This is a genomic window from Methylocystis rosea SV97, assembly GCF_000372845.1.
In the GTDB taxonomy this organism is placed as follows: Bacteria; Pseudomonadota; Alphaproteobacteria; order Rhizobiales; family Beijerinckiaceae; genus Methylocystis; species Methylocystis rosea.
This window is the reverse complement of record NZ_KB889963.1, coordinates 2,677,600-2,702,423: the sequence shown is the minus strand read 5'-3', so window position 1 is coordinate 2,702,423 and position 24,824 is coordinate 2,677,600. Positions and strand designations below refer to the sequence as shown.

Below are 24,824 nucleotides of genomic sequence, written 5' to 3'. Positions count from 1 at the left end.
GAACGACCATTCCGCGAGATATCAACGAGCGGCATCGACCTTTGATCTAGCGAAGAGAGGCTCAGGCAGCGAGAGCTGCGTTGCTCACACGACATTCGACGACTAGCTCCGACGGGTGAACGCTGCTGCGGCCAGTCACGATAAGATATCGCAGCCTTCTCTTGAGAATGCATTCTTTGCACGGGCAATTCTCGATCGATGCCAAGGCAGTCGAGATCCCTGCTCGAACGAGGGTCGCTCCGGTAAAATCACTCACCTTAATAAAGGATCCTTCCGAGCTTGCCACACGAAGAGCAAGGGCTTCGACGGAAGGCCAAATCGCCTGGCCTTCAGGCAGCGACACGATCTCAGCCGGCAACTTCACCTGCCCCCACTCCACAATCTCGAGACGATACTCACGCATTTAGGAACCCTTTTCCCTCGTACGCCTGCGAGCGTCAGGGCAAAAAGCATGTAAACATGACAAAGAAGCTTCAGCGGCGCCGGAACCCGCAACAGTTGCGCGCCTGCGTGCGACCTTAGACATTTTTATCTGCGTGAGATGGAAGGCGTGCCGGCAATTGGGAACAGTTTGACGGCCGCTTTGGCGTCTATCTCTCTACGAGACGCAAATTCACGATGCGGGCGCTGCGCTGGAGTTGGCGAGCGGATCTCGAGTTGCGACAGAAAGTGCGATTCGCGGAAGACCAAGCGCGGCGCGGAAGCGCTGAAGCGTGCGGACCGTGTAAGGCTCCATATCGTCTACGGAGCCCGCTATGTATTCCACAACGTCTATCGCATCCTGGCGTCGGCGTTCGGGTATGAGATCCGGCAGTGTCTCTATGGCGCGATCGGGTTCGAACTCGGCGATGATTGATTGTTCTCGGATGAGCGCGGCGCGGCGCTCCGTCCCAAGCGAGGCGAAAGGCTCGTCGTTGGTTAGAACGTGCGCCGATCGTTGAAGCCGATCGCGGCGGACGGAGCCACGCGCCTCGGCAAGAAGAATCAGCATCCGGATGACGGCTTCCTCGAAGCCTCCGCGATCAATGCCCACTAGAATGGCTTGCACCTCGGGCAGCCACCGAAGATCCTTCGGATCCTTGCGCGTCCGCTCGAAAGCATGGGGAGCGCCGATCCAAGTCATCAAGGGCGAGCCGTAGGTTGAAAGAAAGATCGCTTCGTAGGCCGCGTCGCGGAAGTCGCGCATAAAATCTATGGTCTGCAAGACGCTCGAGGCCCACCACCTCTCAAGTGCGAGGAACGGATGGCTCGGATCCAAAGGTTCGCAATCCTTCGAAATGCGCGCTGCAAATTCACAAACCGGCTGCATTAGGGGATTTTGATCGGTGAAAATGAGGCGCTGAGCCCGGGCGGGATGCGTCGACTTGATCATTTTAGCGGTAAACGGCGTCACCATCGCTTGCACGAAAGGGCGCATCGCCAGATCGTAAAGCTCGACGCTCAACTCCGATAGGCGCGCAACCGCAGCAAAGCCGACTTCGTCGGAACGGTCTTCGTCGTCAAACGCGAGCACGTCGCTAATCGTGCGCTCCTCGAAGCTCACGAGGAAGCGCGCATCCAATCCTTCGCCAATCTGCTCGTCGATCTTCATTTCATAGAGCCCGGGGGACAGCGCCTCGATGGTTTTCATCGTCGAGGCGACTTCCGAGTGCTCCTTCTTTGCGATCGTGGAGGAGACGAAAATGCCAAGATGTCCCGTGGTCTCGTGCACCATGTAGATGATGCGCTGGCCGCGAATCTTAATCTCATGCTCGTCCGCATAGGTGTCGACGATCCAGTTGAGGGCCTGCTGGGGAGGAGTGATGTTGTCGCCCCGGCTGGTGAAGACAATGATCGGCGATCGGATCGCCTTGATGTCGAGCTGGCGCCCTCGCTCGATTCGCGCCTCTCCGCGCGAGAGACGATTCCCAATGAAAAGCTGTTCGACGATCCACCGGATTTCGGGCTCGTTCATGAAATGCAATCCGCCCCACCAGCGCTCGAACTCCAGGAAGGCGGCGCGATCGCGGTCGATATTTGCAAAGAGGTCGTAATATTTGCTGAAATAGTTGCGGCCAGGATTGAGCATTTCGAAATTGGTGACGAGATGCGCGCCGTCGAATTCTCCATATCCCAAGTCTGCGAGAACTAAGGTAGGCAAGGTTCCTCCAAAAAGCCCGCCAAGGTAGCGCATCGGGTTTTCGCCGATCCTGCCCGACCAGAAGGCCAGCGGCGCGCCATTGATGACCAATGGTCCGGTGATGTCCGGATTTGCCGCCGCAAGGATCATCGTCGCCCAGCCGCCCTGACAATTGCCGACGATAATCGGCTTGGGAGCTTCAGGGTGGCGCCGACGTATTTCGCTCACAAACGCCGCCTCGGCTCGCATGACGTCAGCGAGCGTTTGGTTCGGCTCGGGATGGGGACGAAACACCAGGAAATAAACCGGATGGCCGTCGCGGAGGGCGACGCCGACCTGGCTATCAGACTTGAAGCCGCCGATTCCGGCGCCGTGGCCGGCCCGCGGGTCAATGATCAGATAGGGGCGCTTCCAGTTCAAGCTTTCGACGCCCTTGGGAGGAATGATCCTCAAGAGGAGGTAATTCACCGGCCGTGGCAGATTGCGGCCGTCTACGACCACCTCGTTGTCATAGATGAGAGCAGGGGGCATGCCGGCGGCTTCGTGAGCGATGTCGTTGTTTCCCCTCTCGCGAAGCGTATCTAGCGTCAGCACAGTCCGTCGCCCGGCGTCGACGGCGTAATCATACGCGGCGCGATAAAGATCGCCCGCCTCTTGCGCCCTGTTCAATTCGGACCGTATCGCCTCGGCGTCTGTCCAGAACTGCTCTAGGCGCCGACCGTGGTCGCTCGCCATCTTCTCCATTCGCCGCGCATAGCCGGTCATGACGCGCTGCTGCGCTGTCGCAGCGACTTTCTGATCCTCGACTGAGCGTTTTGGAGCGTTCTGAAGACTGAAAAGCGGCGTCATCGCCCGAGTTCTCCTGTAAGCGGACGAAGGCGAGCGCATCTGTCGGGAGGCGGTTCGGCGTGGCTCCTTAGAGAGCCGTTCCGAGATTCGGGCGCTCGACGACAGGTGCAAGTCGCGTGCTTGATCCTAGCCCTGATGACAAGCGACTGCGCCCCTTCACGGGAGGACAACCTTCCGACGGGAAGGCGTCAGATCCCGTGTCAGAAGTCATTGTTGCGGCGTCAAGTGACAAAGCGGTGACTCCCTCGCTCTCCGCGCAGAGCGCCGCGTTATTCAGAGCGCGGTTTCATCAAGTTGTCATCTGACGGCCTCAAGCGACCCGGACAATAGACGCGCGAAGCGACTCCTTTACGCGTCGTCACGTCATTGCCGCGGGTCTACGAACGACGCCCGGCGCGAATTTGCATTCGAAGAAACGAAGATGTCCTCAGATGCGCGTCAAAACGGCGGCTCCGCTCCCTTCCTAATTTGCGGGCTTGGCGATGTCGGCCGGCAATGCGCCCGTCTTCTACGTCAATTCGATGTGAAGGTCATCGGTGTGGACAGCGCCGCTTCGCTCTCCCAGGAGGACCCCGGCTCGGTTGATCTCCTGGAAAGACTGATCGTCGGTGACTGCTGTCGAGCCGAAATACTGGAGCAGGCGGGCATCGTTCACTGCCGCGCGGCGCTCATGGTTACGGGAGACGAGCGAGCCAACATCATGGCTGCATTTGCGGCCCGGTCGCTCAATCCCAACGCGCGCCTCATCATCCGGTCGGCGCAGGGTGCACTTGGCTCCCTTCTTCAACAAAATATTGGGAATCTATTCGCGTTCGAACCGACGCAGTTTCTGGCAAACGCTTTCGCCCTCGCTTCTCCTCAGGGGCTTTTTGAGGTGGCGGGGGAAAAGATGCGGCTGACGCGGATACAAATCAGAAGAGACGATAGATGGAAAGGCCGATTTCTTTACGAGCTGAGCACTTCATCTCGGCGGATTCTCAGTCATGCCAGGCAAGCGGAAGCAGCGGCGCCGATATTTGCTTCCTGGATCCCGGATGATGTGCTCCGCGAAGGCGACACATTGGTCTATGTAGAGGACATATCTGCAGTCTCCCAAGCCCCATGGCGTGGTCGCAGCAAGACCGCCCAGCATCCTGTGTCCACGCGGTTTGCGGACCTCTTTGCCAGCTTAAGGCGGCTTCCGTTTAGCGCAGGCGTTCCCCGGGCGGCGCTGGCGTCGGCTGTCATCGTCGCCTTGCTCATCTTCGCCGGCACAGTCTTTTATCGTATCGAAAACCCGGGAATTGGCTGGTTCGATGCGTTCAACGTTTCGGTCGTCTTGGCGTTCGGCGGCTTTGACAACGTGTTTGGCGCTCTACGTGTGCCCTTTCCGATTTCTTCACGGCTTTACCTCTTCTCCGTGCTCGCGACAATCTCGAGCGCCGTGTTTCTGGGCATTCTGATCGCTACTTTGACGGAGCGGACTCTAAGCGCGCGACTTCAGATAGCGCGACGGCGGCCTCGCGTGCCTGACGCGGGGCATACGGTGATTGTCGGCATGAGCGCCACGGGACGACGTGTTGCGGCCATCCTTCAGGACTGGATGCATCCAGTGGTGGGACTTTCTGAGCAACCAATCGGCGAGGAGGTGCTGCCGGACGTCCCGATACTTGTTGGCTCGTTCCGCGACACCATGCAGCAGGCGAATGTTGCAACAGCCGAGAGCGTCATTGTCGTTACTGACGACGAAATCGCCAATCTGGAGGCCAGTCTTGTCGTCAGGTCCCTCAATCCGAACTGCGTCCTAATCTTTCGGGCCTTCGACCACCGACTTGCACAAGACGTCGCTTCTCTGATTCCCGCTTCAGTGGGGATCGGGGATTATGCGATCGCCGCAGAAGCAATCACCGCCGCCGCTTTCGGAGAAAACATTCACTGCGCCATTCATCTCGAGGGGCGCTCAGTCTTCGTCACGGAATATGCCATCGCAGCCGGCGACATGCTGATAGATCGTCTTTTAGCGGAAGTCGCCTACGGTTATGAGATCGTGCCGATCCTCCATCGGCGAGGAGAGCAAGTTCGTCTTATTCCAAGCGACGATATCCGTTTGGAGGCAAATGATCGCCTGGTGGCTCTCGCGACGATGGGCGGCTTAAAGCGCGTCGAAAATGGCGATCCAATCGCCGCCATGTGTTATCTGCAAGTCGACCGTTCGCACGTCGTTGACGCTGTCTTCGACGCCGCCAATACGATCGCACGAATATCAGGCTGCGATTTCCGCTTGGCGCGAGACGTCATGAACCGCCTTCCTTCAAAATTAGCTGTCCCACTCTACCGACAACAGGGTCTGCGACTGGTGCGAGAATTGAAGGCCCTCGGCGTCCTGTCTCGATTACAGGCGAATTAGATTCGTAATTGTCTCAATCACTTCACGAAAGTCTTGGTTCAGCGACGCATCTTAGAATCCACATTTTGCTTAACTGTCACATTGCCTTTGCGAATTTGTCGGGAGGCGCGAATATCGATGATCGGTCAGCCGCTGCATTGACGGAGGCGGGCGGCGGAGGAAGATTATGCTCCAAGGCAAGACAGCAGTCGTTACCGGCTCGACGAGCGGCATCGGATTGGCGATTGTGCGCGCCTATGCCGAGAAAGGCGCGAACGTCGTCATCAACGGCTTCGGCAAGGCCGACGAAATCGAATACAAGCGCAAGGGCATCGAGGAGGAGTTCGCCGTCAAGGCGCTCTACTCGCCGGCGGACATGTCTGCGCCGGCGCAGATTGCGCAGATGATCGCCGAGGCTGAACGCGCCTTTGGTTCGGTCGACGTTCTTGTCAACAACGCCGGGATCCAGCACGTCGAGCCGATCGAGCATTTTCCGATTGAGAAGTGGGACGCGATCATCGCCATCAACCTGTCATCGGCGTTTCATGCGATCCGCGCTGCTGCGCCTGGAATGAAAACCCGCCAGTGGGGGCGGATCATAAACACCGCTTCCGCTCATGCGACCATCGCGTCTCCTTTCAAATCCGCTTATGTCGCCGCGAAGCATGGCGTCGCCGGCTTGACCAAAACCGCCGCTCTCGAATTTGCTCGCGACCACATCACCGTCAACGCCATCGCGCCGGGCTATGTCTGGACGCCGCTCGTCGAGCATCAAATTCCCGAGACAATGGCGGCGCGGAACATGACTCGCGAACAAGTTATCCACGACGTTCTTCTTGAAGCTCAGCCGACCAAGGAGTTTGTCACGTCGGAACAGGTCGCCGCGCTCGCCGTCTTTCTTGCTTCTGAGGACGCTCAATCAATCACGGGAGCAATTCTGGCCATGGACGGCGGCTGGACAGCGCATTAGAAGGCCGGCGCGGTCGACAAGGAGAAAGCAAGCGAAGGCGACTGTCGAATTTGCAGTCGACATTCTTCTTCGCAGCAGTCTCTTGCTCACAGGCTGATGCGCACCGCCACAATCGCTTGCCAGTTTCGAAACAGTTGAGGGCCATTGAGATTTTGATAGATCGGAACGCCCGCTTCAATCGCGAACGTGGCCCTGTCCAACCCTAACAGGCTTCCGGCGATCGTCGCGCCGCCATAAAGCTCGACGCGCTGCCCGCCGTAAAAGAAGGGGTTGGCCGATTGCGATTTGCCGTCGATTTTCGGATCAAAACCGCGAATTGGGCCGCGAGTCGTGCCGGTCACGCGAAGCGTCGTTGTGAATTCGGGAATCCAGGAATATCCGATCCAGCCGTGGAAGTCGTGAAGATCGCCGTAACGGTAGCCCTCGGGATTTGGCGCCAAGGGCCAGCGTCCGCGATAAGCGATTCCCCATGAGTAGGGTCCGATCACGCCGCCATAGGTGAAGCCGGGAAGAAAATCATACGTCCCCGTGCCGGGCTGCATCGAATAGAACGCGCGCACTGTCCCATAGGCGCCGTCGCTGAGAAGCAGCCTGAACTGGGATTCGTTGCTCCCCGTCGGAAACGTCAATCCAAGCGAGATGAGAACGCGATGAACCTCGTCGCGATAGATGCGTAAGACCGCTGCGGCTTCGAGATCCGTGACGCCCGCGACCGTGGCGTAGCTTTGACCAAGAAAACGCGTTCCGCTCGGCGCGGCGTAGGTCAGCGCGGCGACTCTTTTTTCGACCGCCCCCGCCGCCAGGACGATCCCGAAATTTTCCGCCACGCCGTAGCTGAAGGAGATTGTCTGGATGGTCGCGAAGACGCTCGAGGGAACAAGCCGGACGGGTTTCCTGGGGTCGAAAAACCATGGCGTGGTCGAAACAATATACTTCGGCGATACGATTTTTGTCCCGATCCTTGAATTGGCGAGCCCCGTGAAGACGCCGGAAAACGCCACCGAAAATTTTCCGACAGCGCCGATATCGGAGCCGAATACGCCAAGCGGAGCCGGAGGCGCTTTTTGCGTTGCTGGGCTGGGCGAGCCGTCTGGAACTCCGCCGCTGCCGCCCGCCTCTTGCGCGAGGGCGGTCGCGCTGAAGAGCAACCCCAGAAAAGGCAAAACTTTTCCGGGAAAGCCCATCGCGTCACCCACCCGGAACTCGACGACCCTCGGATCAGTGCAGTATGCGCTGACCTTGTAGCGCGTCTGGCATAGGGCGCTTCTAAAACGTCCTAATGACTTGGCTTGCGAGAGGCTTGGCGAGAATTGCTTTTCCCAGTGTTGTTGCAACACTGTCACGCACACATGCTGCTTTAGGCAGACTGCCTCAGCGAAGGCTAAGATTGCCGAGAGTGGTAAGAGTGACTTCGACAACTGCGGCCAAACGGTCAGGGGACGCGCGCACTCGGCCGGCAGCTCGCGCCATCGACGCGACAACGTCGACGGCATCGAATGATCCAGGGCGTTTTGTCAATCGCGAATTGTCCTGGCTTGCCTTCAATCGACGCGTTCTCGAAGAGGCGTCCAACGAATCTCATCCGCTGCTCGAGCGGCTGAGGTTTTTGGCGATCTCGGCGAGCAATCTCGACGAATTTTTCATGGTCCGAGTGTCGGGCGTCATCGAGCAAATTGAGCGCGGCCAGACGCCGGGAATGGATGGTCTGACGCCGTCCGAGCTACTCGCCCGCATTTTCGAGTCGACCGATAAAATGAGCCGCGACCAGGAAGCGGCCTGGAGAATCTTGCGCGAAAAACTTGAAGGCGTTGGCGTCACGCTGGTGGAGCGCGCCGATTGGACGAGCGCCGATCTTGACCGACTCGACGCTCACTTCAATCGCCACATTTTTCCCGTGGTGACGCCCATCGCGATCGATCCGTCGCACCCCTTTCCCTTCATCCCCAATCTGGAATTGTCCCTAGCTGCGCAACTGGTTCGGGAGAACGATGGGCGCGACCTCACGGGTCTCGTTCGCATTCCGGGAAAGCTGACGCGATTCGTGCGCCTCGACGACGGTCCGAATGACGCTCTGCGTTTCGCGCGCATTGAGGACGTCATCGCACAATTTCTCGGTCGACTTTTTCCGGGGTGTGAGATCGGCGCCCTGGGCCTGTTCCGAGTCGTGCGCGATCTCGACATCGAATTCGCGGAGGAGGCGGAGGATCTCATCCGCGAATTCGAGGCGGCCATCAAAGAACGCCGGCGGGGCTGCGTCATCCGACTCGAAGTCGACTTATCAATGCCCTCGGCGCTGCGCGATTTTGTCGCGTCACAGGTCGACATCTCGCCAAGGGGGATGATCGTTCAAAGTGAAAAACTGGATTTAAGCAGTCTTTCGCAGATCGTCGGCGTCGATCGTCAGGACCTGAAGTTTCCATCTTTTTCGCCGCGTCATCCCGAACGCATCAGCGACTTCGATGGAGACTGCTTCGCAGCGATCCGCGCGAAGGACATAGTCGTTCACCATCCCTACGAATCCTTCGACGTGGTGGTGACGTTCCTCCAGCAGGCGGCGCGCGACCCCAAAGTCGTGTCGATCAAGCAGACGCTCTACCGGACTTCCTCGGACAGTCCGATCGTCCATGCGCTGATCGAGGCGGCCGAGAACGGCAAATCGGTGACGGCGCTTATCGAGCTCAAGGCGCGTTTCGATGAAGAAGCCAATATCCGCTGGGCGCGGTCCCTGGAGCGGGCGGGCGTTCAGGTGGTTTTTGGTTTCCCTGAGCTGAAGACGCACGCCAAACTTTGCATGGTTGTCCGCGAAGAAGAGAATGACTCCGTCGCAACTTATTGCCACATCGGGACGGGCAATTACCATCCAATCACCGCGCGCATCTATACGGACCTGTCGACATTTACCGCCGACCCGGCAGTCGGGCGCGATGTCGCGCGCATCTTCCATTACATCACCGGCTCGGGCGTTCTGGCCCCTCTGGAGCGGATGTTTGTGACGCCGGTCACGGCGAAGCAGCGGCTGCTTGAGCACATACGAATCGAGGCGGAGCATGCGTCCGCGGGTCGACCTGCCGCAATCTGGGTGAAGTGCAACTCCCTCGCCGATCCGGAGATTATTGACGCGCTTTATCGAGCCAGCGCCGCCGCGGTCGAAATAGACCTCGTTGTGCGGGGCATCTGCTGTCTGCGGCCCGGCGTGAAGGGGTTATCCGAAAACATTCGCGTGAAATCGATCGTTGGACGCTTTCTCGAGCATTCACGCATTTACGCTTTCGCCGACGGCCACGGTCTGCCGCACAACAAGGCCGCGGTCTATATCTCCTCGGCCGACCTGATGCCGCGCAATCTCGATCGGCGCGTTGAAACGCTGTTCCCGATCACGAACGAGACGCTGCACGAACAAATTCTGGAGCAGGTGCTGCTCGCCAATCTGCTCGACAATGTCCAGAGTTGGCAAATTCTCGACGACGGCTCGAGCCGGCGCATAGCGCCGTCGGAAGGCGAAAAGCGCTTCGGTGCGCAAGATTATTTCCTCGACAATCCGAGTCTTTCCGGCCGCGGCGGGGCGTTGCGCGCTTCGGCCCCGCGGCGCTTGACGAAGAACGAGGAGTCGGTCGAAGACGCCGCGGAATAGTATTCCTTATCGCGTTCGAAATTCGCGTCAGTGATCTGACGCAGTTAAATTTCGTCTCTCGGGCAAAGTTCACGGCCACGTCATTTACGCGGCCTAACCTTGAACCGTATCGACGGGGATCGTTGAAAAGATCAGCAACCGCGATCCATTGAGAGAGTCCGCGAGATCAGAACGCGGTGAGACACCGTCGCGCGACACCCATCTCATGCGAGGCGCCACTATGAACGACGTCGCTCTACTCTCTGACCCGCTACCCAAGGTTTGGAATCCCGAAAGCCGCATCGGAGACATGTTGCGCGGCAAACGGGGTCTTGTCGTCGGCGTCGCGAACGAGAATAGTATCGCCTTTGGATGCGCGTCTAAGCTGCGCGCCTTTGGCGCCGAACTGGCGGTGACTTACGCAAACGAGAAGTCCGAACGCTATGTTCGTCCGCTCGCCGAACAAATTCAGGCGAGCTTGATCATGCCTCTCAATGTCGAGCATCCCGGGGAGCTTAAGGCCGCTTTCGACCAGATTCGCACTGAATGGGGACGGCTGGACTTTGTTATTCACTCCATCGCGTTTGCGCCGCGCGACGATCTTCATGGACGGGTGATCGACTGTTCGCTCCAAGGCTTTCAGCAAGCGATGCAAATCTCCTGCTATTCATTCATCGAAATGGCGCGTCTCGCCGAGCCGCTGATGACGGAAGGCGGGGCGATACTGACGATGAGCTATTATGGCGCCGACAAAGTCGTCAATCACTACAACATCATGGGTCCCGTCAAAGCCGCGCTGCAGGCGACGGTGCGGTATTTGGCCGCGGAGCTCGGCGACAAGGACATCCGCGTCTACGCGGTTTCGCCCGGTCCGCTGAAGACGCGCGCCGCCAGCGGCATCGCGCAGTTCGACGAACTCGTCGACGCGGCTGTCGCACGCAGCCCCGCGCATCGACTCGTCGACATCGCCGAAGTTGGGCGCGTCGTCGCCTTCCTCGTTGGAGGCGGCGCGTCCGGAATGACTGGCGACACGATCTATGTGGACGCTGGCCTGCACAACGTCGCCTGAGGAGCACATAATGCAAGACGGCATTTCGGCTGAAAGGGCGGCGGCGATGATCCCTGACGGCGCCAGCGTCATGTTCGGCGGCTTCTTGGGCGTCGGCTCTCCGGAGCGTGTGATCGACGCTTTAGTGGCGCGCGGCGCGCGCGGGCTGACTCTGATCTGCAACGACACCGCCTCGCCGGGAAGAGGCGTCGGCAAGCTCATCGAGTCCGGATGCGTCGCACACGTCAAGGCGTCGCACATCGGGACGAACCCGATTACGCAGAAGAAAATGATTTCGGGCGAAATTGAAGTCGAGCTTGTCCCGCAGGGAACCCTCGCTGAGCGAATTCGCGCCGGCGGCAGCGGGCTTGGCGGCGTGTTGACGCGAACAGGCGTCGGAACGGTCGTTTCAGAAGGCAAGCAGGTGTTGGAAATCGACGGCGAGAGCTTTTTGCTCGAGATGCCGTTGCGCGCCGATTTCGCGCTGCTGCGTGCGCACGAGGCCGATCATTTCGGCAATCTTACCTACCGGCTGACGGCGGCGAACTTCAATCCGGTGATGGCCTTCGCCGCCGACTGCGTCATTGCCGAGCCCGAAGAGATCGTTCCGGTCGGCGTGATCCCGCCGGACGCCGTCCGCACGCCTGGCGTGCTCGTGCATCATCTCGTGAGGAGGCCGCAGTGATGGACTCTAAAGAGGTCATTGCGCGTCGGGTCGCTCTCGAATTGCGTGACCGCACCCTGGTTAATTTGGGAATCGGTCTGCCCACGCTCGTTGCGTGCTACGTGCCCGCGGGAATCTCGGTGGCGTTTCAGAGCGAAAACGGCATCATCGGCTTTGGCGAGCCGCCGCCGGATGGTCTGGAAGATCCTTACCTCACCGACGCCGGCGGCGGATACATTTCGGCTCTGCCCGGAGCCGCCGCATTTGACAGCGCGACCAGTTTTGCGCTGATCCGGGGCGGACATCTGGACATGACCGTTCTCGGCGGCCTGCAAGTCGATTCAAGCGGCCATCTCGCGAACTGGATGGTGCCCGGCAAACTCGTCCCAGGCATGGGAGGCGCAATGGACCTCGTCGCCGGCGCGAAGCGCGTCATCGTCGCCATGCAACACACGGCCAAGGGGCAACCGAAAATCGTCGAGGCTCTAACGCTTCCGCCCACGGCGGCGCGGCGCATCAGCCTCATCGTCACCGAACTGGCGGTGATCGAGCCTACGGACGAGGGGCTGGTATTGCGGGAGCGGGCGCCCGGCGTAAGCGTGGACACGGTCGTCGCAAGCACCGGAGCCAAGCTGTTGCTCGACGGCGATACGCCGACAATGCCGATCGTTTCGCCTGAGCGCGTGGCCGCCTGAGCGCACGCGTCCGCCCCGTGTCGAGAACGCTGCCGCATCGCTGCCGAGCGATCTTTTTGGAGAGAGCCTGCCATGTTGAACGTCTCGCCTAGAAATTTGGCTTCCTTCGAAATGGATGACAAATCGGGCGTTGCGCAAAAAGGAGCTCTCCTCAACGGCGACCTATCGAAGTTGGCGGAGCTGGCTCAATCTCTCGTCGAACTGAGCGGCAATCATTTCGAGAAGATCGCGTCCAGCTTTGGCGCCGACTTGCGTGCGCACCTCAGCGACTGGCAGAACATAAGCCGCGAACTATCGCAGTCAGGAGATCTTCCTGCGAAGTTCGCAGAATATGTGACCGACGCCGGCCAACGCTGGATCTTGTTTCTCGACATCATGCGCGAAGTCGGGAATTTCGCCGTTGAGCAAATGGAGGGCGGCGAGCGGCTCGTCCTGGTTTATGACTTTAACGTCGTGATCGACGGCCGCACGCTCGAGCGCCCGACGAATTACTTGCTTGTGCAAATCCAGCCGCCCGAAGGTGTCCAGACCGACCCGACGTTGCGGCCCTATATGATCATCGATCCGCGTGCGGGCCACGGAGCAGGGATCGGAGGCTTCAAGTCCGATAGTCAAGTCGGCGTCGCTCTTGCGCATGGCCATCCTGTCTATTTCGTGATTTTCCTTCCCAAGCCTCAGCCCGGTCAGACCTTGGCCGATGTTTGCATGGCCGAAGGCGCTTTCGTGCGCGAGATCGCCAAACGTCATCCCGTCGCGCCTCGGCCGGTGATCATCGGCAATTGCCAGGGCGGCTGGGCGGCAATGCTGCTTGCCGCGTCCAATCCCGATCTGACTGGCCCAGTGGTGGCGTCCGGCGCGCCTCTCAGTTACTGGGCGGGGGTGCGGGGAAAGAATCCGCTCCGCTATTCAGGAGGCCTTGCGTTCGGCGCGCTGCCGGCAGTGATCACGTCGGACATTGGCAATGGCGTTTTCGATGGCGCGCATCTGGTCCTCAACTTCGAGTTGATGAACCCGCACAACACCTGGTGGTCAAAATATTACGACGTGTTCGCAAAAGCGGACACCGAGGGGCCGCGTTTCAAGGGATTCGAGCGGTGGTGGTCGACCTTCTATTTCATGAACGAGGCCGAGATCCGTTGGATCGTCGAAAATCTGTTTATCGGCAACAAGCTTCAAGGCAGTCAGGCATTCCTCGGCGGGCGCGCCCCAGTAGACTTAAGGAAAATCAAAGCTCCCATCATTGTGTTCGCCAGCCAAGGCGACGACATCACGCCGCCGCAGCAGGCCTTGAACTGGATACCGGTGGTCTATGGCGACGAGCGCGAGATACGGGCGCGCGGCCAGCGGATTGTCTACATGGTCCACGAGGACGTCGGCCATCTGGGCATTTTTGTATCGGCCAAAGTCGCACAAAAACAGCACGACAGAATCGTCACGACGTTGGAGATGATCGAATCCCTGGCGCCCGGCCTTTATGAGATGCGCATCGAGAAAAAGATTGGTGAAGGCACGAGCGCCTACTACGTCATGTCTTGCGAAGAAAGGAACGTCGCCGATATCCGCGCGCTGGATGATGGCGCCGGCGACGAGAAGTCTTTTGCGTTGGTCGCGCGTTTGTCGGAATTCTGGGTCAATGCATACGAGTTCGGAGCGCGCCCCTACGTCAAGGCGCTGGCTTCGCCGGCCCTCGCGGACGCATTGGTATGGTCGCATCCGCTACGCGCGCGCCGTTACCTGCTATCGGACAAGAATCCGGCGGTGGCGCCGATCGGGACTTTCGCCGAGACGGTGCGCAAAGAGCGCAAGCCCGCGGATCCGTCCAACCCCTTCCTGAAGAGCGAGGCGTTGGCCGCCGGCTTGATCGAGCAAACATTGAAGTTCTGGAGCGACGTCGGCGCCGCCGCCAAGGAACTGATGTTTATCAGCCTCTACGCAAACCCGTTCCTGATGCGGATGAATGAGGGATACACGCCCGAGACGGACGCCAAGCTCGGCGAAACGCTGCGCGAATTGCCAGAGGTGGAGGCTGCGCTCGCGAAAATCGAGCAGGGTGGCTTCGCCGAGGCGGTCGTCCGCATGCTGATCCTGATGGCCCGCTCGCGCGGCGCGGTGCGCCAAAGCAGGCTTGAGCGATCCAACCTCATCCTCCGATCGACGGAGCCGTTCAAGAGCCTCGGGGACGAACTCCGCTCAGCCATAATTCATGAGCAGACGCTCATCATCGACTTCGAGCCCGAGGCCGCGATTGCGGTTTTGCCCAAGATGTTGCCGACATTGGACGAACGCCAGCGCGCGATCGCGCTCGTTGAAGAAATCGCCGGCGATCCATTGGAGATGGCCGAAGCAACGGCAAGGCTACTCACTGTTCTGCGCGAGACGCTGCAAACTCAAGCGCCTGTCGAACCGCGAGAGAAGTCCCTGCAAGCTTGAAACAAGAGTTAGAGATATGCGCTCGAACAAGCTCTTTAATGAATTGGCGGTGGGGCAGGAAGCGTCGATCGCCCGAGTCGTCGCGCCTGAGGACTTCATCGTCTTTGCCCACGCCAGCGGCAATCTCAATCCCGCCCACCTTCCGGACGAGAAAAATGATCGAGGTTCGGAAGCGGTGGCCCCCGCGATGTGGGTCGGTTCGCTTTTTTCCGCAGTTCTCGGCAATTTGCTGCCGGGCGCCGGAACGAGCTATCTGTCGCAGACCCTTCGGTTCAACGTCAGAGCCCATATCGGCGACTCGCTCCTCGTCTCGGTGCGCGTGGAGGAATTGCGACCGCCCTCGACCGTTATGCTGCGCACCCAGGTCCATCGTGGTTCCGAACTCGTTGTCGACGGTATGGCCGAGGTGCTCGCCCCGACCATCCGGCAGACAATCGATGAAGAGGCGCTCCCCGGACTGACGCTGCAGCTCCATGTCCATATGGATCGGCTGCTTGCCGCCTGCGCTTCGCTGGCGGCTCTGCCAACCGCCGTCGTCGCTCCGGAGGAGGCAAATGCGTTGCTCGGCGCGCTGGCCGGCGCCCGCGAAAAACTGATCGTGCCAATCCTCATCGGCGACGAGAAGATAATTCGTAGCGTCGCCGCGTCTTGCGACGCGGATCTTGCGGGCATCGCCATCGAGAACGCATGCAGTCATGATGCTGCTGCGGCGCGAGCCGTCGAACTTGTGCATCAAGGCGCGGTGGCTGCAGTGATGAAAGGGCATCTTCACACCGACGAACTGCTGAAACATGTGGTGAAATCACAGGGCGGCCTGCGCATTGGCCGCCGCATCAGCCACGTCTTCATCATGGATGCGCCGACGCTGAAACAGCTTGTGCTGGTGACCGACGCAGCGGTGAATATCGCGCCGACGCTCGAAGAAAAGGTCGACATCGTTCAGAATGCGATCGATCTCGGCATCGCCTTAGGGATCGAACGACCCAAGGTTGGCGTTCTCTCCGCGGTCGAGACGGTCAATCCGAAAATTCAGTCGACTCTTGATGCGGCGGCTTTGTCGAAAATGGCTGAGCGCAATCAAATCCGGGGCGGCGACGTCGACGGGCCGTTGGCGATGGACAACGCCCTCAGCCTCACCGCCGCTCGCAGCAAAGGCATCCATTCGCTGGTTGCCGGTAGGGCGGATATTCTCGTCGTTCCCAACCTCGAATCGGGCAACATATTGGCGAAAGAGCTGACCTACGCGGCTCAGGCCGAAGGCGCCGGCCTGATCATCGGCGCGAAGGTTCCGATCCTATTGACAAGTCGCGCGGATGACGAACAATCCCGTTTGTTCTCCTGCGCCGTTGCGGCCCTATACGCCCATTGGCTGTCGACCGGGCAAAGCGCAGTCGAGACGGAAGAAGCCCTGCGGGAAGCCGCACAGTGAGACGCCATGTCGTCACCTTGAACGCCGGCTCCTCGTCGATCAAATTCGCTTTGTTTGCGGCTGAGGATGACGAGGCGTCGCCGCTCGCCCTGGGCCTTGCGGAGATGACGGGAGAAGAGCGGCGGATAAGAGTACGAGATAACTCTGGCGCGACGCTTTACGACGACGTCTGGTCGCAGACGGACGGTGCGGCTTTCCATGAGGAAGCTTTGAGGCGAATCCTCTCGTGGCAGGACGAAGCATTTCCCAGCGCGCGCATAGACGCGGTCGGCCACCGTGTCGTTCATGGGGGCGTCCATTACGACGCGCCGGTGATCATTACCGGCGAGGTGATCGATCGGCTCGAGAAGCTCGTCCCGCTTGCTCCCCTGCATGAGCCCCACAACATCGCCGGGATCAAAGCAGCGCGTGAAGCTTGGCCCGAATCTATTCAAGTGGCGTGTTTCGATACGGCGTTTCACCGCAGTCATCCCTTTGTCAATGACGTCTTCGCGCTACCGCGGCAATATTATGCTGAAGGGGTTCGACGCTACGGATTTCATGGATTGTCGTACGAGTATGTGTCAACAAAGCTCAGGGAGGTCTCGCCGTCTCACGCCAAAGGACGGGTCGTGGTCGCACATCTGGGGAACGGTGCGTCGATGTGCGCGATGCAGAACGGCCGATCGGTGGCGAGTTCTATGGGGTTCACGGCGCTCGACGGGCTCCCCATGGGCACACGTTGCGGCCAACTCGACCCGGGCGTCGTTCTCTATTTGATGCAGGAGAAAAAGCTGGGAGCCGAGGAGATATCGAACCTCCTCTATAAGGAGTCGGGTCTGAAAGGCCTATCCGGGATCTCTCATGATATGCGTGAACTCGAAGCTTCGGATGCCTCCGAAGCGCTTGAAGCGATCGATTATTTTGTATTTCGCATTCGGCGCGAACTCGGCGGACTAACGGCTGTTCTGCAGGGAATTGACGCTGTCGTCTTTTGCGGCGGCATCGGTGAGAACGCGTGGCGGGTGCGCGAGCGGGTCCTTGAAGGCATGGAATGGCTCGGCGTCGAGCTCGATCGCCACGCGAATGAGCAGCAGAAGGAAGTCATCTCATCTGCGAAGTCTTCAGTGCGGGTGTTTGTCATTCCGACCAACGAAGAACAGATCATCGCGCGCCACGCGCTTCACCTAGCGGATACAAGTGCGGATGCGTTGGCCTGATTTGCTCAGCGTCTTCGACGCTTCGCAAGACGGCTGATTTTATTACCGCCTCTCGCCGCTCGATCGCGAAGCTTCACCTTCTTTGTCGAAGCCGGCGCAAGCGCGGAGGACGGCGTCGCCGTCTCCGCGAGGGCTTCATCATTTCCAGAACGGGCGAGTCTGCTCGAGATCTCTCCAGAGCGCCTTGGCGCCGGTCCAGCCCAACTCGGCGCGCGCCTGACTTGCCCCGATCATCCAGCCGATGGCGCGCTGTACCGATGGATCTTCGGCTCGAGCGAGCGCCGGGAGAGCTTTCGTTCGCCGGCCATCCGGCCATCACCCCTGCGCCAGATAGGGCGGCCAATCCGGCATCAGGTGCACGTCCCGGGAGCCGCACGCCGAGCGAAGCGCCGCGACCGCGCCAAAGTGATGAACGGCGTCCCTGGAGCCTGGCGTCGAAGGCGACCTTGCCGTGATGGGTGCAACGAAGTCCGGTGCACCAGACCCAGGCGCCAGCGACGCCCTCAGCGCGAAGATCGGCTATCGTCGGAGGGGCGGGGTGCTGCATGCATCCGGGGAAGATAGCGGCGGCAGGCGGCGCTCGTCGCTGCTACGATCAGAGCCCCAAGAACCCCAGAAAGCCCTTTTTCTTTTTGAGGCGTTGAACGTCCGCGGATTCTCGACGGACTGACTCTCGGAGCTCGAGGATTTTCTCGTCAGGAATCGAAAAGTCGATCGCGGCCAAGGAAAGATTCCGGCGAGACTCTTCGAATGTTTGCTGGACGTAGGCGGCCAGAGTCTTTTTCGCCATATCGCTCCCCATGATTGATCTTTTGCGGGTTACCCCAGCGATTACCCCAGAGAAGTTCTGCCACAAATTGTGTTGGAGTAAAACAGCGATAAGCTATTGATTTTAAAGTGGCAGGAGTGGCCGGGATCGAACCGACAACCCCCGGTTTTGGAGACCGGTGCTCTACCAGTTGAGCTACACTCCTGCGGGCGCCCAAAAGGCGCGCGTCTTCATTGCCGCAACGACGCCCCGGACGCAAGGGGGCGCGGCGGGCCTCCTATCAGGAATTGCCGCCGGAAAGCACCGTGACGGCGCGACGATTCTGCGACCAGCAGGAGATGTCGTCGCAGACGGCGACAGGACGCTCCTTGCCATAGCTCACCGTGCGGATGCGCGATCCCTGGACTCCGCGCGCGACGAGGTAATTCTTGGCCACTTCGGCGCGTCGCGCGCCGAGCGCGAAATTATATTCGCGGGTGCCGCGTTCGTCGGCGTGGCCTTCCATCGTGAAGCTATAGCGTGAGTACCGGTTGAGCCATTCGGCCTGCTTATCGAGCGTGGCCTGCGCGGTGGACGTCAGATCCGTGGAATCGGTCTCGAAGAAGATGCGATCTCCGACATTGACCACGAAATCCTGATGGCTGCCGGGACTCGCTACGCCGCCGCCGCGTCCATAGCCTCCGCCCGCCAGATCATTCGCGGCTTCATCCGCAGTGTTCTTGGCGCAGGCCGAGAGCGCCAGGACCGCCATGAACGCCGTCAGCGCGACGACGAGTTTGGCGCCGAAGGCGCGTTTCGAAAGCAGCATGAAGAACTCCTGTTACGACGACCGACTGGGCGATAGTCCTAGGCCTCCAGGGTTAAGCGAAGGTTCCGTCAACCTTGATCGCAGGTATCTTCGGCCTGTTGCATTTGAGCAATTTCGTCCCTTCGTTAATAACAGGTTAATTGGTTAACAGAAGCTTAACACGCTGTTTCGCCGCAGATTGACGACCTTCTGAGCGCCGCGCGTCTGCGCGCCATGCGGCATATAGCACATGCGTATTGCGTGGATTGATGACCCGCGCCGGGTCCATCGATTTCGCATCGCAGAAAAGAACATGCGCAGGCCGTCATGCGGCGGCGCGCGGTTGCTTTGCAGAGACTCCCGCTCTTAATATTGATCAATGACGCGCGATGCGGCGGCGCGCGCGGTCAGGAGCGTGACATGAATGAAGGCATCGCGCCTTTTTTGTCGCCGTTGACGCTGCTTCTGGGCGGCGGCCTTCTGGCGATAGGATTGCTGTCGCTACTCGATCTTCACTTCTTCAAGACCAAGTGGCAGGGCAAGTTGGCGCTGGCGGTCGGCCTCGTCTTCATTCTCGCGACAGAGGCGATGTTCGTCACGAGCGGCGCCAGCGGCCGCTATTTCGAAGGCCAGAAGATGGACGTCACCGACTGTGAATATCAGACGGAGCGGGATTTTCCGGCGGAGCGGCGATCCAACCCGAAGCTCATTCACGACAAGATCGTCGCCTGCATGGATACGCTCGGCTACGACTGGAGCAGGGAGCACTATCACTGCGTAGAGGCGCCGATCTCCACCAATGTCTTCTGCTATCTGCCGCGGGCCGCCATGCAGCGCAGCATCGTCGCGTGGCAGATGCGATTCGAATAGGTCAGAACAGCGATCCCTGATCGTCGCTGTCGGCTCGTCTCAGGCGGCGCCGCGGGCGCGGGCGCGCCGGCGGATCTGGAATCGCGATGCCAGCGCGCGCCTGGATTCTGCCGTCGGCGATCTCGATATCGAGACCCGTTCCAGGAGGAGCCTGCGCGACGCTGCGCACCAGCGCGCCGCTATCGTCGTGCACCAGCGCAAAGCCGCGCGCCAACGCCGAGCGATGGCTGAGCGACTCCTGCAGCCGCGCCAGTCGGTCGATCCTGTCCTGATGACCGCCGATCAAGCCAGCGACGGCGCGGTCGAGACGCTGCGCCGCCCCGGCGAGGCGCTGCCTGGCGGCGGCGTTCTCCTGACCCGCGAGAACGCGCCGGGCGCGATAGCCCTGTTGCAGCCGCGCGCCGAGACCGCGCAGCTGCTCGCGCACGCGCGCCAGCTCCGCCTGCGGCGAGTGGCGGGCGAGCAGCGTTGCGGCGCGCGACAGCCGCAGACGCCGTCCGTCTCGGGCGGCGCGGGCGCCGGCGCGCAGCCGCTCCGCCGCCCGGTCAAAACGCTGGCGCGGATTGGCGAGCAGGGCGTCGCCAGCCGGCAGCAGGCGCGCGTAGGTTGAAAGCTGGACGCGACGCTGATCCATGGCGCGGCGGCGCGCGCCCTCCAGCCGGCTTGTGCGGATGGCGAGATGTTCGAACAGCTCGACGCGCACCGGAACGGCTTTCTCCGCCGCGCCCGTCGGCGTCGGCGCTCGAAGGTCGGCGACGAAATCGATGAGCGTCGTATCGGTCTCATGACCGATCGCCGAAATAAGCGGAATGGCGCTCTCCGCCGCCGCGCGAACGACGACCTCCTCATTGAAGCCCCACAAATCCTCGAGCGAGCCGCCGCCGCGCGCGACGATCAGCACGTCGGGGCGGGGAATGGCGCCCCCGGCAGGCAGCGCGTTGAAGCCGCGAATGCCCGCCGCGACCTCCTCAGCGCAACTCTCGCCCTGCACCCGCACGGGCCAGACCAGCACGCGGCGCGGAAAGCGGTCGTTGAGACGGTGCAGGATGTCGCGGATCACGGCGCCGGTCGGCGAGGTGACCACGCCGACGACTCGCGGCAAAAAGGGTAGGGGTCGCTTGCGCGCTTCGTCGAAGAGGCCCTCGGCCGCGAGCGCCTTGCGGCGCGCGTCGAGCAGCGCCATCAGCGCGCCGACGCCGGCCGGCTCCAGCGACTCGATGATGATCTGATAGGAGGACTTGCCGGGGAAGGTTGTGACGCGGCCGGTCGCGACGACTTCCAATCCCTCCTGCGGCCGCGTGCGCAGGCGCAGAAAAGTCGACCGCCAGATCACCGCGTCGAGACGCGCATTCTGATCCTTGAGACAGAAATAGGCGTGTCCGGAGGCGTGCGGGCCGCGATAGTTGGAGATCTCGCCGCGCACGCGCACGCGCCCGAAGCGATCCTCGATCGTCTGCTTCAGCGCGTTCGCGAGTTCGGAGACGCTGATCTCAGGCGTATTGGTCTGCGGCGTGTCTCCGCCGATTTCGGTCAGGTCCGACATGGATGAGATATGCTCACGCTTTGCTTCTTGCTTCATCCTCACGCAAACATTGAACTGTCCGCGCGGTGGTCTAGCAGCACGATACGCGAGGCGCGAATGACCCCCAACATCATCATGTAAATGCCCAAAGCCAGCAAGAAAACAGCGCCCCCATTTATGCCGCTCAGAGCTTCGCGACGGTGGTCGCTGTGTGAGCGGCTGTTCGGCGCAGCCTATGGAAATTCTGAAGCGCCGAGTTCGCCATGAGCGCGGATTGCGGGACGACGCTCAACAAGGGATTTGGCTCCATCGTGGAAGTGCTTGGGGTCTTTCTGCGCCTCGGGGTGACGAGCTTCGGCGGGCCGATCGCCCATCTTGGCTATTTCCACGCTGAGTTCGTCACGCGCCGCAAATGGCTCGATGAGGCCGCCTACTCGGATATCGTCGCGCTCTGCCAGTTCCTTCCCGGCCCCGCGAGCAGTCAGGTCGGCATCATCATCGGCATGTTGCGGGCCGGCCTCGCCGGCGGATTGGCGGCATGGATCGGGTTCACCATGCCATCAGCGCTTGCGATGATCGGCTTCGCCTATGGAGTCGGTCGCCTCGGCGACCTCTCGCAGGTCGCTTGGCTGCACGGCCTCAAAGTCGTCGCTGTCGCTGTCGTCGCGCAAGCGGTGTGGGGGATGGCGCGAAACCTTTGTCCTGATCGGGCCCGCGCGACCATCGCCGTGGCGGCGACGCTGCTGACTTTGGCGGTCCCCACCGCCAGCGGTCAGATTGGCGCGATTGCGGCGGGAGGCGTCATTGGCTGGCTGTTCCTTTCGGGGGAAAACAAAGGCGCCACGACGCCTCTATCGATCCCCATCACCCGGCCCATAGCCATCGCCTCGCTCGCGCTGTTTGCCGTCTTGCTTGTGGGGTTGCCCATTCTGGCGAAGGCAATCCCCAATCCTACGATCGAGCTTATCAGCGGCTTTTATCGGTCAGGGTCGCTGGTTTTTGGCGGCGGGCACGTCGTGCTGCCGCTGCTGCAGCAAGCCTTCGTATCTCCAGGCTGGATCGACCGTGACGCATTTCTTGCCGGCTATGGCGCGGCGCAAGCGGCGCCCGGCCCACTATTCACTTTCGCGGCCTATCTCGGCGCAGCGATGAAGTCTGAGCCAAACGGCTGGGCGGGCGGTCTGATCTGTCTCACCGCGATTTTCCTGCCGTCTTTCCTTCTCGTCGTCGGCGCGCTGCCTTTTTGGGACGCTCTACGTCATCGAACGGCGGCGCAATCGGCGCTCAAGGGGATCAATGCGACGGTCGTCGGAATTCTGCTCGGGGCGCTCTATACCCCTGTTTGGACGAACGCCATCCTTGGCGCAGCGGATTTCGCGCTAGGCCTTCTTGCTTTCCTCTTGCTCGTGCTCTGGCGGACGCCGCCGTGGCTGGTCGTCATCCTCGGCGCATTTGGCGCAACGCTCATCGCCATGGTCGCCTAAGGCGCTTTAACACGCGCGCAGAACGGTCCGCCCTCGCGCATTGCTGAACATGAAATTGTTTTGGCCCGCGTATTTGAACGCTAGAGGCGCTCTAAACTTTGGAAATCGATCAATTTATCTGCATTTGGGCGATTCCGCCCAAATGCAGCATGATCTGGCGCAATTCGCTCATCGAATTTCGCTCATCGAATAATGCGTCGGTCGGGCCGGGCCATTCGCCAGGTCGAAGAGAAGGTTCGGCGGGAGCTGCGACTGCCCTTCCGTCAACTGCTCGGGCGCGTCGACATTGCCGCGAAGATACCAGCCGCTCACATCAAGAGGCGGTGGCGACGGCAGATTTTCGGCGCGCGCGTTTACAGCGCCAGCAATCAAGATGAACGACAGGAGGGCGATGGAGCGGCGCATGATGTGCTCCTATTTCGCGCGCGACATTGCGGTCGAATGGCGCAGCGCCGAAAAGGAAGCATGGGCGATAACGGTTAAGGGAAGGTTAACCCTATTGCTTAACCAAATTCCTTAACCCAGCGCGCGCCTGCAAAGCGTATCCGCGTCGCGCCGCGACCTTCTCGTGGCTCAGGCCGCCTCGGCGGATTCCTTCAAAACGCTGCAGATCCCGGCGACGAGAGATTCGACCAGTTCGCGGTCGTCGCCTTCGCCCATAACGCGGATCACGGGTTCAGTGCCGGAGGGGCGAACAATGAGTCTGCCGGAGCCGCCGAGGCGCGCCCGCGCATCGTCGATTGCCGAGACGACCGCCGTGCGTTCCAATTCGGCACGATGGGCGCGCACATTCTCCAATACTTGCGGCAACGGTTCGAACCGGTGGCAAACTTCGCTCACCGGACGATCCCGACGCTTCACCTCTGCGAGCACCTGCATCGCCGTCACGAGCCCGTCGCCTGTTGTGCAATAGTCAGAGAGAATGACATGGCCCGACTGTTCGCCGCCGATGTTGTAGCCGGCTTCGCGCATACGCTCGATCACATAACGGTCGCCGACAGGCGTTCGTTCGAGCGTGAGCCCGATCGCATTCAGATGGCGCTCCAATCCAAGATTGGACATGATGGTCGCGACCAGGCCGGGCTTGGACAGCAGCCCCTGATCGCGCCAGCTTTCGGCGACGACCGCCATCAGCTGATCGCCGTCGATCAGGCGCCCATTTTCGTCGACCATGATGACGCGGTCGGCGTCGCCGTCGAGCGCGATGCCCACGTCGGCGCGCAGCTCGCGCACTTTGTCGCGCAGCGCCTGCGGCGCAGTGGAGCCCACGCGATGGTTGATGTTGAACCCGTCGGGTTCGACGCCGATCGCGATCACTTCGGCGCCAAGCTCCCACAGCGCCTCGGGAGCGACCTTGTAAGCCGCGCCATTCGCGCAATCGACGACAAGGCGCAAGCCTTCCAAGCTCATATTGCGCGGCAGCGTGCGCTTGGCGAACTCGATATAGCGCGCGCGCACGTCGTCGATGCGGCGGGCGCGTCCGAGATCTCTTGGTCCCGCGCGCTTTCGCAACATATCGCCGTCGATGAGGCGTTCGATGTCGTGTTCGATCTCGTCGGAAAGCTTGTGGCCGTCCGGTCCAAACAGCTTGATGCCGTTGTCCTCGAAGGAATTATGGGAAGCGGAAATCATCACGCCAACGTCGGCGCGCATCGACCGCGTCAGCATGGCGACCGCGGGCGTCGGCATTGGCCCCAGCAGCAGCGGATCCATGCCGACGGACGTGAAGCCGGCGACAAGCGCATATTCGATCATATAGCCTGAGAGCCGCGTGTCCTTGCCGATGACGACGCGATGCCGACCTTCGCCGCGATGAAAGATCAGCCCCGCCGCCTGCCCAACCTTGAGCGCGAGCTCCGGCGTGATCTTCTCATTGGCGAGGCCGCGAATGCCGTCGGTGCCGAAATAGGTGCGGGTCATTCAAGATCCTCAGCGAGCGCCTCGGCGCCAAATCGGCGCATCCTTCACGCTATCTGTCACACCAAGTCGGCGCATCTATGGCCATAAGGCCAAA

17 protein-coding genes and 1 tRNA gene are annotated in these 24,824 nt (G+C 60.7%); 11 read left to right on the top strand and 7 right to left on the bottom strand.

Annotation, left to right across the window (positions count from 1 at the left end):
* Positions 1-613 precede the first annotated feature (613 nt).
* Complete coding sequence (locus A3OO_RS0114270) at positions 614-2,968, bottom strand: DUF3141 domain-containing protein (protein ID WP_018408513.1); 2,355 nt, start codon at positions 2,966-2,968, stop codon at positions 614-616.
* 421 nt (positions 2,969-3,389) lie between these two features.
* On the opposite strand from A3OO_RS0114270, the gene A3OO_RS0114265 reads away from it, so the two are divergent.
* Both A3OO_RS0114265 and A3OO_RS0114260 read left to right on the top strand, forming a co-directional pair.
* A complete protein-coding gene (locus tag A3OO_RS0114265) occupies positions 3,390-5,354 on the top strand; it encodes a potassium channel family protein (protein ID WP_018408512.1) in 1,965 nt (654 codons plus the stop codon).
* A 166-nt stretch (positions 5,355-5,520) separates the two neighbouring features.
* Entirely contained in the window at positions 5,521-6,303 is a 783-nt protein-coding gene (locus tag A3OO_RS0114260; RefSeq protein WP_018408511.1) for a 3-hydroxybutyrate dehydrogenase, read from the top strand.
* A gap of 86 nt (positions 6,304-6,389) precedes the next feature.
* On the opposite strand, the gene A3OO_RS0114255 is transcribed toward A3OO_RS0114260, so the two are convergent.
* Positions 6,390-7,499, bottom strand: coding sequence for an alpha-amylase (locus A3OO_RS0114255; RefSeq protein ID WP_198008815.1), 1,110 nt, complete (start codon positions 7,497-7,499; stop codon positions 6,390-6,392).
* A gap of 209 nt (positions 7,500-7,708) precedes the next feature.
* On the opposite strand from A3OO_RS0114255, the gene A3OO_RS0114250 reads away from it, so the two are divergent.
* The 7 genes from A3OO_RS0114250 (at position 7,709) to A3OO_RS0114220 (ending at position 17,378) form a co-directional block, all read left to right on the top strand.
* The gene (locus tag A3OO_RS0114250; RefSeq protein ID WP_018408509.1) at positions 7,709-9,934 is read left to right on the top strand and encodes an RNA degradosome polyphosphate kinase; all 2,226 of its coding nucleotides are present in this window, start codon (positions 7,709-7,711) and stop codon (positions 9,932-9,934) included.
* A 220-nt stretch (positions 9,935-10,154) separates the two neighbouring features.
* Positions 10,155-10,982 (top strand): enoyl-ACP reductase FabI, encoded by an 828-nt coding sequence (gene fabI, locus A3OO_RS0114245; protein ID WP_018408508.1) that lies wholly within the window; start codon positions 10,155-10,157, stop codon positions 10,980-10,982.
* Between the two features lie 10 nt (positions 10,983-10,992).
* Positions 10,993-11,646, top strand: coding sequence for a CoA transferase subunit A (locus A3OO_RS0114240; protein WP_018408507.1), 654 nt, complete (start codon positions 10,993-10,995; stop codon positions 11,644-11,646).
* A complete protein-coding gene (locus tag A3OO_RS0114235; RefSeq protein WP_018408506.1) occupies positions 11,646-12,320 on the top strand; it encodes a 3-oxoacid CoA-transferase subunit B in 675 nt (224 codons plus the stop codon). The genes A3OO_RS0114240 and A3OO_RS0114235 overlap by 1 nt, the downstream gene beginning before the upstream one ends.
* A gap of 111 nt (positions 12,321-12,431) precedes the next feature.
* Positions 12,432-14,750: a DUF3141 domain-containing protein gene (locus A3OO_RS0114230; protein WP_198008813.1), complete on the top strand. Its 2,319-nt coding sequence runs from the start codon at positions 12,432-12,434 to the stop codon at positions 14,748-14,750.
* A gap of 16 nt (positions 14,751-14,766) precedes the next feature.
* Positions 14,767-16,179, top strand: coding sequence for a bifunctional enoyl-CoA hydratase/phosphate acetyltransferase (locus A3OO_RS0114225; RefSeq protein WP_018408504.1), 1,413 nt, complete (start codon positions 14,767-14,769; stop codon positions 16,177-16,179).
* Positions 16,176-17,378 (top strand): acetate/propionate family kinase, encoded by a 1,203-nt coding sequence (locus A3OO_RS0114220; RefSeq protein ID WP_018408503.1) that lies wholly within the window; start codon positions 16,176-16,178, stop codon positions 17,376-17,378. The genes A3OO_RS0114225 and A3OO_RS0114220 overlap by 4 nt, the downstream gene beginning before the upstream one ends.
* A gap of 898 nt (positions 17,379-18,276) precedes the next feature.
* Here A3OO_RS0114220 and A3OO_RS0114205 read toward each other — a convergent pair.
* Both A3OO_RS0114205 and pal read right to left on the bottom strand, forming a co-directional pair.
* Positions 18,277-18,352: transfer RNA gene (locus A3OO_RS0114205), tRNA-Trp, on the bottom strand.
* Positions 18,353-18,427: 75 nt separating this feature from the next.
* The gene (gene pal, locus A3OO_RS0114200; protein ID WP_018408500.1) at positions 18,428-18,955 is read right to left on the bottom strand and encodes a peptidoglycan-associated lipoprotein Pal; all 528 of its coding nucleotides are present in this window, start codon (positions 18,953-18,955) and stop codon (positions 18,428-18,430) included.
* 399 nt (positions 18,956-19,354) lie between these two features.
* Between pal and A3OO_RS0114190 the strand changes: the two genes are divergently transcribed.
* On the top strand, positions 19,355-19,804 hold the full coding sequence (locus tag A3OO_RS0114190; RefSeq protein ID WP_026222996.1) for a hypothetical protein: 450 nt from the start codon (positions 19,355-19,357) through the stop codon (positions 19,802-19,804).
* 1 nt (position 19,805) lies between these two features.
* Here A3OO_RS0114190 and xseA read toward each other — a convergent pair whose 3' ends face one another.
* Positions 19,806-21,347 carry an exodeoxyribonuclease VII large subunit gene (gene xseA, locus A3OO_RS0114185; RefSeq protein WP_040573903.1) on the bottom strand — a complete coding sequence of 514 codons (1,542 nt, stop codon included), beginning with the start codon at positions 21,345-21,347 and terminating at the stop codon, positions 19,806-19,808.
* 242 nt (positions 21,348-21,589) lie between these two features.
* Between xseA and chrA the strand changes: the two genes are divergently transcribed.
* On the top strand, positions 21,590-22,810 hold the full coding sequence (gene chrA / locus A3OO_RS0114180; RefSeq protein WP_018408496.1) for a chromate efflux transporter: 1,221 nt from the start codon (positions 21,590-21,592) through the stop codon (positions 22,808-22,810).
* A gap of 168 nt (positions 22,811-22,978) precedes the next feature.
* Here the strand turns inward: chrA and A3OO_RS0114175 are convergent, their stop codons facing one another.
* Positions 22,979-23,215 carry a hypothetical protein gene (locus tag A3OO_RS0114175; protein WP_018408495.1) on the bottom strand — a complete coding sequence of 79 codons (237 nt, stop codon included), beginning with the start codon at positions 23,213-23,215 and terminating at the stop codon, positions 22,979-22,981.
* A 168-nt stretch (positions 23,216-23,383) separates the two neighbouring features.
* Positions 23,384-24,730 (bottom strand): phosphoglucosamine mutase, encoded by a 1,347-nt coding sequence (glmM, locus tag A3OO_RS0114165; protein ID WP_018408494.1) that lies wholly within the window; start codon positions 24,728-24,730, stop codon positions 23,384-23,386.
* Between the last annotated feature and the right edge of the window lie 94 nt (positions 24,731-24,824).